The 13,372-nt window shown below is 36.2% G+C and carries 13 protein-coding genes; all 13 read left to right on the top strand.

Going from position 1 to position 13,372, the window contains the following annotated elements; translation table 11 throughout:
• Positions 1–65: 65 nt before the first annotated feature.
• Positions 66–2,096, top strand: coding sequence for an ATP-dependent DNA helicase RecG (recG, locus tag AC6UD4_RS03295; RefSeq protein WP_500693713.1), 2,031 nt, complete (start codon positions 66–68; stop codon positions 2,094–2,096).
• A gap of 15 nt (positions 2,097–2,111) precedes the next feature.
• Positions 2,112–3,143, top strand: a complete 1,032-nt coding sequence (plsX, locus tag AC6UD4_RS03290) for a phosphate acyltransferase PlsX (RefSeq protein ID WP_500693714.1) — start codon at positions 2,112–2,114, stop codon at positions 3,141–3,143.
• A 12-nt stretch (positions 3,144–3,155) separates the two neighbouring features.
• Positions 3,156–3,428 (top strand): acyl carrier protein, encoded by a 273-nt coding sequence (locus AC6UD4_RS03285; protein WP_500693715.1) that lies wholly within the window; start codon positions 3,156–3,158, stop codon positions 3,426–3,428.
• A gap of 80 nt (positions 3,429–3,508) precedes the next feature.
• Positions 3,509–4,240: a ribonuclease III gene (gene rnc, locus AC6UD4_RS03280; protein ID WP_500693716.1), complete on the top strand. Its 732-nt coding sequence runs from the start codon at positions 3,509–3,511 to the stop codon at positions 4,238–4,240.
• 13 nt (positions 4,241–4,253) lie between these two features.
• Positions 4,254–7,787, top strand: coding sequence for a chromosome segregation protein SMC (smc, locus tag AC6UD4_RS03275; protein ID WP_500693717.1), 3,534 nt, complete (start codon positions 4,254–4,256; stop codon positions 7,785–7,787).
• 2 nt (positions 7,788–7,789) lie between these two features.
• Complete coding sequence (gene ftsY, locus AC6UD4_RS03270) at positions 7,790–9,100, top strand: signal recognition particle-docking protein FtsY (RefSeq protein WP_500693718.1); 1,311 nt, start codon at positions 7,790–7,792, stop codon at positions 9,098–9,100.
• 12 nt (positions 9,101–9,112) lie between these two features.
• Positions 9,113–9,454: a putative DNA-binding protein gene (locus AC6UD4_RS03265; protein WP_500693719.1), complete on the top strand. Its 342-nt coding sequence runs from the start codon at positions 9,113–9,115 to the stop codon at positions 9,452–9,454.
• A 10-nt stretch (positions 9,455–9,464) separates the two neighbouring features.
• Entirely contained in the window at positions 9,465–10,910 is a 1,446-nt protein-coding gene (ffh, locus tag AC6UD4_RS03260; protein WP_500693720.1) for a signal recognition particle protein, read from the top strand.
• Between the two features lie 89 nt (positions 10,911–10,999).
• Positions 11,000–11,278: a 30S ribosomal protein S16 gene (gene rpsP, locus AC6UD4_RS03255; RefSeq protein ID WP_500693721.1), complete on the top strand. Its 279-nt coding sequence runs from the start codon at positions 11,000–11,002 to the stop codon at positions 11,276–11,278.
• Positions 11,279–11,288: 10 nt separating this feature from the next.
• Positions 11,289–11,537 carry a KH domain-containing protein gene (locus AC6UD4_RS03250; RefSeq protein WP_500693722.1) on the top strand — a complete coding sequence of 83 codons (249 nt, stop codon included), beginning with the start codon at positions 11,289–11,291 and terminating at the stop codon, positions 11,535–11,537.
• A 55-nt stretch (positions 11,538–11,592) separates the two neighbouring features.
• Positions 11,593–12,108, top strand: coding sequence for a ribosome maturation factor RimM (gene rimM / locus AC6UD4_RS03245; RefSeq protein ID WP_500693723.1), 516 nt, complete (start codon positions 11,593–11,595; stop codon positions 12,106–12,108).
• 2 nt (positions 12,109–12,110) lie between these two features.
• Positions 12,111–12,863: a tRNA (guanosine(37)-N1)-methyltransferase TrmD gene (trmD, locus tag AC6UD4_RS03240; protein ID WP_500693724.1), complete on the top strand. Its 753-nt coding sequence runs from the start codon at positions 12,111–12,113 to the stop codon at positions 12,861–12,863.
• A gap of 109 nt (positions 12,864–12,972) precedes the next feature.
• Positions 12,973–13,332, top strand: a complete 360-nt coding sequence (rplS, locus tag AC6UD4_RS03235; RefSeq protein WP_500693725.1) for a 50S ribosomal protein L19 — start codon at positions 12,973–12,975, stop codon at positions 13,330–13,332.
• Positions 13,333–13,372: the final 40 nt, after the last annotated feature.

Below are 13,372 nucleotides of genomic sequence, written 5' to 3'. Positions count from 1 at the left end.
TAGATAGATACTTAATAAGACTGCTAGTCCTTGTGGATTAACAGTCTTTTTAGGAGGTGAATTTGATGAGTGGGTTAGATGACCATGTGGAAACGCTTAGAGGAGTCGGTCCCAAAAAAGTTGAAGCTCTAAATGATTTGGGGATTGTGACCATTTATGATTTACTGACATACTTTCCATTTCGTTATGAAGATTTTCGAACTAAAGATCTTTCTGAAATTTCTGATCAGCAGGTGGTCACTCTGAAGGGTAAGGTTGCTATCAATCCAACGGTTAATTTTTTTGGAAGACGTAGAAGTCGTTTAACTATTAAGTTACTAGTTGGTAATGATGTGATTCCGGTGTCCTTTTTTAATCAGCCGTGGCTAAAGAAACAGGTTGAAGCCGGGGATGAAATTTTGATTTACGGAAAGTTTGATGCAAATAAAAAATCGATGGCCGGAATTAAAATTTTGAAAGCTGGTGATGGCGAAAAATTTGGTTCAATTTATCCCGCTAACCATAAGATTACCCAGAATACCATTCGCCAATTGGTAACCGAAGCCTATGATCAGTACCAAGGTCAAATTGAAGATTTCATCCCCAATTGGGTTTTAAAAAAGTATAAATTAGAAAATTTAAAAAATGTCATTTTTAACATGCACTTTCCAAAAAATCAAAGAGCAGCAGCACTCGCACGTAGAACCGCAAAGTTTGATGAATTTTTCTTGTTTCAAATGCGAATGCAAACTTTAAAACATCAGAAAAATCAGGCCCCTAATTCTGCGATAACCATTAATCGTGCTAAATTACAGACGTTTGTGAGTTCTCTTCCGTACGAATTGACCCTGGCACAAAAAAAGGTTATTTCAGAAATTTTATCTGATCTAAAGCGTCCATATCAGATGAATCGGCTTTTACAGGGAGATGTTGGGAGCGGAAAAACGGTTGTAGCGGCTATCGCAATTTATGCTGCGGTTCTTTCTGGGAAACAAGCCGTAATAATGGCTCCCACTGAAATTTTAGCCGAACAACATGCTGACGGACTTGCTGAGCTTTTTAAGGATACTAGTGTTAACATTGGACTACTGACTGGTGATACTTCTAGAGCGGCTCGAAATGAACTTTTACCCCGTATTGAAAGTGGCGAGATTAACTTGGTGGTGGGTACTCATGCATTGTTTCAAAAAGAGGTTAAATACCATAATTTAGGATTAGCTGTCATTGATGAGCAGCATCGGTTTGGAGTTAATCAAAGAAAGGCCATGCGAGAAAAGGGTAAATCAACGAACGTGTTATCGATGACCGCTACGCCTATTCCACGAACTCTATCGATCACAGCGTATGGTGAAATGGATGTCTCGGTAATTGATGAGTTGCCAGGTGGTAGAAAACCAATTAAAACGGCTTGGATTAAGAATCAACAGATTGATGCAATGCTTAATTTTGTCAAAAAGCGCTTAAATCATGGAGAACAAGTTTACGTGGTAGTCCCCCTTATCGGTGAATCTGAAGCAGTGGATATGAGAAACGTGACTGATACATACCAAAACTTTCAGCAAGAACTTGGTGATAAATGCACGGTTGGCTTACTCCATGGTCAAATGAGTGATGAAGACAAAAATAAAGTAATGGATGCTTTTAAGACTAATAAGGTACAAGTTCTAGTTTCTACAACCGTAATTGAAGTCGGAGTTGATGTTTCCAACGCAAGTACCATTGTGATTTATGATGCTGACCATTTTGGGTTGGCTCAACTACATCAACTTCGGGGTCGTGTGGGGCGAGGGGACCAGCAAGCTTATTGTATTTTAATTGCTGATCCTAAAAATGAAACTGGTAGAAAACGAATGAATGTGATGTGTTCATCAACTGATGGTTTCTTTATTTCACAAAAAGATTTAGAATTAAGAGGTCCTGGGGACATTCTCGGTAAAAATCAGTCTGGAATGCCAACCTTTAAAGTTGGAGATCCAGTTGCTGACATTAATATTTTGAGCACAGCGCAGACCGTTGCAAAAGAAATTGTTGATGATGTTAACTGGGAACAGGAACCGCAAAATCGAAAGTTAGTAAAAAGACTTAAATCTTTAAATCAAGATGTTAAGTTTGATTAAGGAGCTTTGCCTATAATGATAAAAATTGCTGTTGATGCAATGGGTGGCGATAATGCACCTGATGAAATTGTCAGAGGGATTGAGCTTGCTCGTGATGAAATGGATCACGTGGAGTTTCAACTCTTTGGTGATTCTGATAAAATCAATTCGTTGTTAAATAACAAAGAAAATATCAAAGTGATTCAATCAGATGAAGTTATTAAAATGGAAGATGAACCCGTTAAAGCAGTAAAAGAAAAAAAGGGATCAAGTCTGGTAATGGCTGCTCGAGCTGTTAAAGATGGAACAGCTGATGCATTTTATTCCTGTGGAAATACTGGTGCCATTCTAGTTGCTGGTTTATTGATAATCGGTAGAATCAAAGGAATTGATCGTCCGGGACTGGTTACTACTTTACCAGTAATTGATAACGATACTGGTTTCACGTTAATTGATTGTGGAGCAAATGCTGATGCTAAGGTTGTTAACGTTTATCAGTATGCACTACTAGGTAAGTATTATGCTGAAAGAGTCTTAAAGATTAAAAATCCACGGGTTGGGTTGATTAATAATGGCACCGAGTCTGACAAAGGAAATAAGATTCATCAAAAAATGTATCGTGCTTTAAGAAAAAATGATGACATTAATTTTATTGGTAACATCGAATCACGAGGGTTGCTGGATGGAGTTACCGATGTAGCGGTAACCGATGGCTTTACCGGTAATGCGGTTTTAAAGAGTATTGAAGGAACTGCATTGTCAATGATTAATATGTTGAAAGACGGCATTATAAATGGTGGAGTGAAGTCCAAAGTGGGTGCTTTATTACTCAAGGATACTTTAAGAAAGATTGCCCACAAGATGGATTACACTAAGTACGGGGGTGCCGTTCTGCTTGGATTAAAGGCCCCAGTGGTGAAGAGCCACGGTAGCAGTAAGGCTAAGACAATTAGAAATACGATACTTCAAATTCAGCAAATTATTAATTCTAATTTTGTTGATTCAGTGAAAGATTATTTTTCTAATCATACTGATGAAATGGATAGTATTAAAAATAGTGAGCAGTAGGAGGGATCACTGATGGATAGAGAAACAGTATTTAAAAAAGTAGCAGAAATCACCTCAAGTCGTTTTAAGGTTCCGGTTGATAAGGTAACGAATGACTTAAACTTTACTAATGATTTAGGCGCTGATTTTATTGATATGGCGGGATTTATCGTTGAATTAGAGGATGAGTTTGGCGATGTTTTCACCAGTGAAAATACTGAGAATATCAGTGATGTCGGCGATCTAGTGAATGTAATTATGCGAGATATTGATCCAAAAACGAAAAAACACATTGCAAAGAAATAGATGATTCGTTGTTATGACGGGTCATTTTTTATTATGCAATTATCGTAATTTAGGCATTAATGATATAATTAAAAGAAAAAATGTTACCTTTGGAGGAAATAGAATTGCAAAAGCAGTTTGATGACTTGTTAAAAGACAAGTTTAATATTAAGTTTAACGATGAAGCACTTTTAGATGAAGCAATGACCCAAGCATCATACGTGAACGAGCATCCCGGTCAAGGATTAAAATTTTATGAACGTCTGGAGTTTTTAGGGGATGCTGTCTATCAATTAGTGGTTTCAGACTACATCTTTAGACGTTTTCCTGAATTACCACAAGGTCGACTGACTAGATTAAGGGCTGCGATGGTTAATGAGCATAGCTTTAGTCGTTTCGCCCGTGAATGTCATTTTGACAAGTATATCCGACTCGGCAAAGGTGAAGAAAAGGCGAATGCCAGACAACGTGACTCACTTTTATGTGATATTTTTGAATCATTTATTGGAGCGGTGTATCTCGATCAAGGAATAGAAACGGTGAGGAATTTTTGTCAGATTGTGATTTTCCCTAAGCTTGATGAGGGTTGGTTTGACGAATTCTTTGATCATAAAACTGAATTACAGGAAGTTGTTCAAGAAAATGGCCCAGTCGATTTAGACTATGAACTAGTTAGTGAAGATGGTCCTGATAATGACCGTAAATTTAAAGTTGCGGTAAAAATTAACGGCAAAGAAATGGGAGTCGGGTTAGGACATTCCAAGAAAGATGCAGAACAGAAAGCGGCAAAGAAAGCACTCAATGAACTGGGAGTAAGCACAAGTATTAAGTAAATGAGGCATTAAGGTGAAGTTAAAATCAATTGAGATTGCAGGATTTAAATCTTTTGCAGATAAAACCACAATTGACTTTCAGGATGGGCTTACTGGAATTGTTGGTCCAAATGGTAGCGGAAAAAGTAATGTCATCGAGGCAATTCGTTGGGTTTTAGGTGAGCAGTCGGCCAAAACTTTACGTGGTAAAAAAATGTTAGACGTCATTTTCTCTGGGTCCAAGGGGCGCAGAGCTCTTAGTCGTGCAGAAGTTAGCATTTATTTTGATAATTCTGATCATTTTTTGGATTCTGATTATACCGAAATTAAAATCACACGTAAAGTTTATCGAAATGGTGATAGTTCTTATTCAATCAATGATAAAGATTGTCGTTTGAAGGATATTAATAATCTTTTTATGGATACTGGATTAGGTGAAGGTTCCCTTTCAATTATTTCGCAAGGGAATGTTGACGAAATTCTTAATGATGATGCTGAAAAAAGGCGATCAATTATTGAGACAGCTGCTGGAGTTTATCGATATAAAAAACAAAAGGTGGAAACTGAACAAAAGTTAGCTGATACTCAAGGAAATTTGGATCGAATCTCAGATATTATTAACGAGTTGGACAAACAAATTGGGCCTCTAAAGGAGCAAAGTGATGCTGCTTCGCTCTATTTAAATAAGAAAAAGTATCTTGATCAATTGAAGTATTCTAGATTAGTGATTAAGATTAAAAATCATGAAAACGTGAAAATGAATCTGGAAAAGGAGCTCAAAAAGCAAAATACTACTTTTACTAATCTAAAAATACAAGTTAAGGAAGTTAAAGAACGCAAACAAGGGTTAACGAGCAAGATTAAAAGTTTAACCCAGAAGCGTGAACAGCTTCAAAATCAACTTTTAAGCGACACTAAATCACTCGAATCAGCTCATAGTGATCAGCAGTTGTCTGAGCAACGACGTGAATTTAATCAACAAAAGATTAACGACTTAGAAAGTAAAGTAAGTGATTTAAAAGAGCAACTGGGAAACGTTAAAAACAATATTACTGATAATCAAAGCCAAATTAGTAAAAAGCAGGCTCTCATTTCCAACTATTCTCATAAGATGAAGCAGCTTGAAACGGCTCCTATTCAACAAAATTTATTGGAAAAGCAAACAGAACTTGAAAATATAAGAAATGATTACATAGATTTGATGCAGTCATTAGCCAGTGCCAAGAATAATTTAAAGTTAATGCAAAAATTATCCAAGCGTAGTGATAGTGAGGTAAAAGAGAAGTACCAGCGGATTAATGCGATTGAAGATCAAAGCAACCTTTTAAAGCAAGAAATCACTTCAGAAGAGACCGAATTATCGAAACTTCAAAACAACCAGAAACAAATGGTGGATGAATTAAAGCAAGTTGATAAGAAGTTGTCAGATTCAAGAGACAAAGAAAAAGAATTAAAGGCAAGCTGGTATGCTGCATTACGTGTTTTTCAGGAGACTAAAACGGAACGAGATAGTATTAAGTCAATCTTGGAAAATCATAATTCGCTTTATCGCGGGACGCGAAACTTATTAAAAAGCAAAGCGAATTTAACTGGTATTAAAGGAACAGTAAGTGATTTTATTGAAGTTCCTGATCGTTATGTTCTAGCCATTGAAACAGCACTGGGAAGTCAGATTCAGCAGGTTATCACCGAGAACGTTAAAGACGCTAGAGAAGCAATTCACTATTTAAGCGAGAAGAAACTGGGAAGAGTTACGTTCTTGCCTATGAATGCCGTTAATGAACGTTATTTATCCTCTAATGTGTTAAATGAGGTAAAGTCGATTTCTGGCTTTGTTGGAATTGCTTCGGACCTGGTCAAAATGCCATCGAATATGACACGGATTAAGAATCACCTGCTGGGTGGTACGATGACTGCGGTTGATTTAAAAAGTGCTACAAAGATCAGTAAGACAATTGGTCATAAGGCTAAAGTGGTAACTTTAGATGGGGATGTCGTTAATGCTGGAGGTGCAATCACCGGTGGATCGAATCGCAACCAGTCCTCTGGCTTACTAAGTCAAAAAGAAAAATTGGTCCACTTAAATCAGCAAGTTGAAGAAATGAGCCAGAAGATGAATGCTGGTGAGGAGACTATCAAAAAATTCCAATATCAGCACACAATAAAGCAGAATAAGCACGATGAACTTCGTCAAAAATTAAATGAATTAAAAGGAGAGATTCAAGCTAAACAAAAAAGCATTAGTATGAATCAAAGTAGTTTAAAGGAGTCTCAAAGAAATGCTGATGCAATTCGATTACAATTAAAAAACACAACTAGTGATGATGGTGTAAATGAGATTGATCTTTCTCATAAGATTAATGATTTAAAAATGCAAATTAAGCAAAATCAGTCTAAGAATACCTCAATCAAAAGTCAGATTGAAAAGATTACTCGGAATGTTAACGAAAATAATATCAAATCATCTGAAATCAAAGAAAAGTTGATTCGCTTAAAGGAACAAAATAGTCAACTCAAGTCCAGTAGGGAAAGTCTTTTAAAACAAAGGTTGAATTTTGAAACTCAATTAAAAAGCTTAGCCAATAGTATAAACGGACTTAAGCAATCAATTAATCAAGAAGTGGTGGCAGTAAAAACTAATATTCCCGAACTAGAACAACAAATCCAAAGTACTAAGCGGGATGTTAACGATCTTAATTCAAAAATTGATAAATTTAACCAAGATGATCAAAAATATGATCAGCAAGTTTCCGATCTTCAGGATCGTTTAATTTCTCAAACAGGAATAGTTCAAAAGCTAGAGTCAAATTTAAAAACAGCTATAGATAACCTTGATTCTGAGCGTTATCAACGTGATAACATGATTAAAGGAACTAGCTCAATGAAGAAGGTGGAACTTGAATTACCCGAAATCGATTCATTGATTAAATCCATCCAATCTGAAATTGACGAGTTGGGTCCGATTAATGTTAATTCAATTGATGCCTATGCAGAAGTGAAAGACCGTTACGAATTTATGAATCATCAACTTGATGATTTAATTGAATCTAAGAGCCAACTGATTGGGATAATGAATGAAATGGATCAAACGGTAAAAGTTAAATTTAGCGAAACTTATGATAAAATTGCAACTGCGTTTAGTCATATTTTTCGCAATATTTTTGGTGGTGGGGAAGCCAAACTAAAAATGGATGACCCACATCATTTACTTACAACCGGGATCGATATCTTGGTAAAACCACCCGGAAAGAAATACCGTAATCTCAATTTACTTTCTGGTGGTGAAAAAGCTCTAACGGCTTTGGCACTGCTTTTTTCGGTTCTTGAGGTAAAACCAGTTCCATTTGTAATATTGGATGAAGCTGAATCTGCTCTTGACCCTGCTAATGTGGATCGTTTTGCGCGGTATATGCAGAGTTTAAAGAATAATACACAATTTATTGTAATTACTCACAGAAAGGAAACGATGGTCTATGCGGATCATCTTTATGGAGTTACAATGCAAGATTCGGGTGTATCTAAGGTTGTTTCGGTCAACTTGGATGAATCTAAAAAGCTAGGAGAATAATTATGGGTTTATTTGATATTTTTAAAAGTAAGAAGAAGGAATCTGACGACAACGAGAACGAAACCAAGCAGTCTAAAAGAGAAGATGAGAAAGCAAAGGCTACTGGTGACGACACCTCTGATCGAGGTGACCACTCTCAACAAACTGAAGAAAATGAAGTTAGTCAGAAAAATGATGGATCAAGTGAGAGTGAGAACGATGGAGCTGATGTTTCTGAAGAACCGGAAGAACAAACGCAAACATCAAAAGATGGTGTTCGAAGCACTGACGATAACAAGTCAGATGAAAAAGGCCAGTCTGTGGTTGATGCAGATCATTCTTCTAATAAAAATGAAGATGTCAAAGAGTCTACTGATGATGTAACTAAGCAGCCTGAATCAACTGAAAAAGCATACGAACATGGTCTGGCAAAATCACGGTCTTCGTTTGGACAAAAATTAAATGCGCTATTTGCTAATTTTCGCTCAGTTGATGATGATTTCTTTGATGATTTAGAAGATACGCTGGTTGAATCCGATGTTGGATTTGAAACTGCAATCCAACTAACTGATGAACTAAAAGAAGAGGTTAAATTAAAAAATGCCAAGAAACCAAAAGAAGTTCAAAATCTAATCGTCCAAAAGATGATCGATTTGTATGATGCACCAAGTGATAAAGATAGTTCAATCAAATTATCTCAAACTGGCCCAACTGTGATTTTATTTGTTGGTGTCAATGGAGTTGGAAAAACGACGACTATTGGTAAGATGGCCAATAATTTTAAAAAGCAAAATAAAAAGGTGCTTTTAGCGGCTGCTGATACATTTAGAGCGGGCGCCATTGAACAATTAGATGAATGGGCTAAACGTGATGGTGTTGATATTGTTAAAAAGTCCGCTGGTAGTGATCCAGCTTCGGTTGTTTTTGAAGCAGTAGATAAAGCCAAAAAAGAAAATTATGATGTTTTATTTGTTGATACAGCCGGAAGATTGCAAAATAAAGTTAATTTAATGAATGAACTTGCTAAAATTGATAAGGTCATTAAGCGTGAAATTCCAGACGCACCTCAAGAAGTATTGCTAGTGATTGATGCAACTACTGGTCAAAATGCTTTGAATCAAGCCAAGATGTTCAATGAAATCACTAACATTACGGGAATTGTTCTAACAAAGCTTGATGGAACTGCCAAGGGTGGAATTGTAATTGCAATCAAAAATAAGCTTAATATTCCGGTAAAGTTCGTTGGACTTGGAGAAACGGTTAATGATTTGCGTAAATTTGATTCTAAGAGCTTTATTGACGGTTTATTTAAGGGATTAATTCAAGACAATTAGTGGTGACTTTAGATGGACATTAAAAAGAATAATCGGATTAATGCTTTGTATGATTTTTATGGTGAATTACTCACTAAGAAACAGGCAGAGTATATTCAAGAATACTATGCAGATGATTTTTCGTTAGGTGAGATTTCAGAAAATTTCAATATTAGTCGCCAAGCGGTTTATGATAACATTAAAAGAACTGAGCAAATTCTTGAAGACTATGAAAGTAAAATGCACCTATATCAATTGTTTGTATTACGCAATCGGCAAACCGATGAAATTAGAGATTACGTTAAGAAGTATTATCCAAATGATGAACACTTAAATGAGTTGGTGGATCACTTAGAAACTACGGAAGAAAATTAGGGGTGAAAAGATGGCTTTCGAAGGTTTAACCGATCGATTACAAAAAGCTTTTAAAAACTTAAGAGGAAAAGGTAAGGTCAGCGAATCTGATTTGCGTGAAACAATGCGGGAAATTAGATTAGCATTACTAGAAGCGGACGTTAACTTTAAGGTGGTTCGTCAGTTTGTAAAGAGGGTTCAAGAAAAAGCTAAGGGCGCTGATGTTCTTGAAGGATTAAATCCGGCCCAACAAATTGTTAAGATCGTTAACGATGAACTGACTAACATGATGGGTGAATCTGCCACTCCGCTAGTTAAATCAGACAAGATTCCTACAGTCATTATGATGGTAGGACTTCAAGGAGCAGGTAAAACTACTTCAGCAGGTAAATTAGCTAAAAGGCTTAAATCTGAAGATAATGCGCGTCCATTAATGATCGCTGCCGATGTTTATCGTCCCGCAGCAATTGAACAGTTAGAAAAGGTGGGCGAACAAGTTGATGTTCCAGTATTTCAAGAGGGAACGGATGTTGACCCAGTACAAATTGTTCAAGATGGTTTAAAGGAAGCTAGCAAGAATAATAACGATTATGTGTTAATTGATACGGCCGGTCGGCTTCAAATTGACGAAAACTTGATGGATGAATTAAAGAATATTAAAAAGGTGGCCAATCCAAATGATATTCTTTTAGTTGTTGATGCTATGACAGGTCAAAATGCAGTTGATACGGCGGTCGGATTTAACGATGCTTTAGATATTACCGGGGTTATTCTAACAAAGTTAGACGGAGATACTCGTGGTGGAGCTGCTTTGTCAATCAGGGCTGTGACTGACAAACCAATTATGTTTGTTGGTCAAGGTGAAAAATTAGATGATTTGGACGTATTTCACCCAGATCGAATGGCTTCTCGAATTTTGGGAATGGGCGACATGCTCTCGTTCATCGAAAAGACTCAGAAAGAGTATGATGAAAATCAAGCTAAGGAATTAACCGAAAAAATCAAGGAAAATTCTTTTGATTTTGATGATTTTGTTGATCAATTAGAACAAATTCAAAAGATGGGTCCAATTCAAGATTTGGTTAAAATGATTCCAGGAATGGCTAATAATCCGGCATTGAAGAATTTAAACGTTAATCCCAAAGATTTAGACCACATTAAAGCGATTATCTATTCAATGACTGATGAGGAACGATCCAATCCGGATGTGTTAAATCCTTCAAGGAGACGTCGAATTGCTCGCGGATCGGCTCAACCGATTCAACAAGTCAATCGACTCATTAAACAATTTGATCAAATGAAGAAAATGATGAACAAAGTGTCTAATGGAAATATGTCGGGTTTGTCAAATATGATGGATTCTGCTGGAATGGGTGGAGGAATGACTGGTAAATTGTCGAATCTCGCCATGAAGCGGATGAGTCGCAAGATCAAAAAGAATAAAAAGAAGCGACGAAAAAATAAAAAAAGACATTAATTTCAGACTGTAAAGAAAAAAACCTTTACATCATTAATATTTATTGGTAATATTAGTAACTGTTAAGAAAACTATTAGGAGGTGTGTTTATGTCATTAAAAATTAGATTAAGAAGAATGGGTTCAAAGAAGCGTCCATTTTACCGTATCGTGGTTGCTGACTCACGTAGTCCTCGTGACGGTCGTTTTATCGAAAATGTTGGTACTTACAATCCATTAACTGAACCTGATCAAGTAACTTTAAAAGAAGAATCAATCATGGACTGGTTGGAAAAAGGTGCTAAACCTTCTGATACTGTTCGTAATATTTTGTCAGATGCAGGTATTATGAAACAATTACATGATGCTAAATTAGCAGCTAAGAAATAAGTGATTGATTATGGTTAATTTTGATAATTTAATTAAAACAATCGTTAAGCCATTAGTTAAATTTCCTGATGATATTAGTATTAATCATCAGGATACTGATCAATTTAGCGAATATATATTGTCTACCAATCCTAATGACGTTGGACGTATTATTGGAAAAAAGGGTCGAGTTGCTCAGACGATTCGAACCATAATTTATAGTGTTCACGTTAATGATGGAAAGCGAATTAAACTCGTTATTGATGATGGCAAAGATTAGCTCTTAGATAAAACTCGTTTTTATTTAAGAGTTTTTTTATAGAAATAGGTGAACTATGGATTACTTAGAAATTGGGAAATTAGTAAATACTCAGGGAATTAAAGGTGAAGTACGAATAAAACCTACTACTGATTTTATTGATCAACGCTTTAAAGTTGGTAATCTTGTTTATGTATTCCCCAAAGACGGAAAAATGGAAGAATTGAAGATTGACGGGGTTAGAAGCCATAAGGGATTTATTCTGTTGCATTTTTCTGGTCGCAATTCCATAAATGATGTTGAATACCTTAAACCTGCCATCCTAAAAATTACGTCGGAGCAAAGAAAAAATACTGACTTACAACCAGGCGAATATTTCTATCAACAAATTATCGGCATGGATGTTATCGATAAAGATGATAATAAAATTGGTGTAATAAGTGATATTATGGATATGCCTGCCAATGATGTCTGGGTAGTGGAGCGTAAAAATAAAGATGATTTGTTACTTCCAAAGATTGATTCGGTCGTAAAAAAAGTGGATATTCCTAATCATAAAGTAGTCGTTGAGTTAATGGAGGGAATGCAGTAACGATGAAGATCGATATATTGAGCCTTTTCCCTAATATTTTAAAGGGCCCTTTGAGTGAATCCATTATCGGTAAGGCCATTGAAAAAGAAATCATAAATATTGATATTACTAATTTTCGTGATTTTTCGACTAATAAACATCATAACGTGGATGATACCCCCTTTGGTGGGGGAGCTGGAATGTTACTTAAGCCTCAACCAATGCTTGATGCTTTTGCGCATTCTCAAGAAGTTTCAGAAAAACAGGGTTATTCATCTGGTAGAGTCATTTTAACTGATCCGGCAGGGAAAAAATTTGATGAAAACGATGCTGCAAATCTTGCCAAAGAGGACCATTTGACCTTTTTATGTGGTCACTATGAGGGCTTTGACGAACGAATTAAATCCGTAGTAACTGACGAGTATTCAATTGGTGATTTTGTCCTGACGGGTGGTGAATTGCCTGCGCTAGTAATGATTGATGCGACCGTTCGACTCATTAAGGGTGTCCTTGGTAATCAAGAGTCAGCTCCAGGAGATTCTTTTTCAAGTGGATTGCTTGAATATCCTCAATACACGCGACCAGCAGACTTTAGGGGATTAGAAGTTCCACCGATTTTAACTAGTGGTGATCATCAAAAAATTGATGATTGGCGACAGAAGGAATCTTTAAGAAAGACATATTTAAGACGACCAGATCTGATTAATTACAATAAACTGTCAAAAAGGCAAAAGGAATTATTGGCGGACGTTAAAATTGAGGAAGAAGATCGGTAAGTATTGAGTTTTTTGGTTTGTATGTTATAATTTTAAGTGGTCTTTTATGGCTAAATAAAACGGTATTCCGCTGTCGAGAAGATAAGAATGCTAGTTAGGAGAAATGATTATGCGTCAAAATAAATTGATTGATAAGATCAATAGTGATCAACTTCGTTCAGATATTCCTGAATTTCGTGTCGGTGATACCGTTACGGTTTCCGTAAAGGTTGTTGAAGGTAGTAACGAACGTATTCAGAAGTTTACTGGTGTTGTAATTAAACGTCACGGTTCAGGCATTCAAGCTACTTACACAGTAAGAAGAATTGCCAGTGGGGTTGGGGTTGAGAGAATCTTCCCATTACATTCACCACGAATTGCTAAGATTGATGTTGTTAGACATGGTTCAGTTCGTCGTGCTAAGTTGTATTACTTACGTGATCGTTCTGGTAAGGCTGCTCGTATTAAAGAAGCAAGTCGTAAGCATTAATTTTATGTAAAAAAAAAGAGTTCGCATTGCGAACTCTTTT

This window comes from Fructilactobacillus sp. X3R5C2, assembly GCF_059901175.1.
Note: the sequence above shows the minus strand (reverse complement) of the source record. Positions and strands in the feature narration are given on the sequence as shown.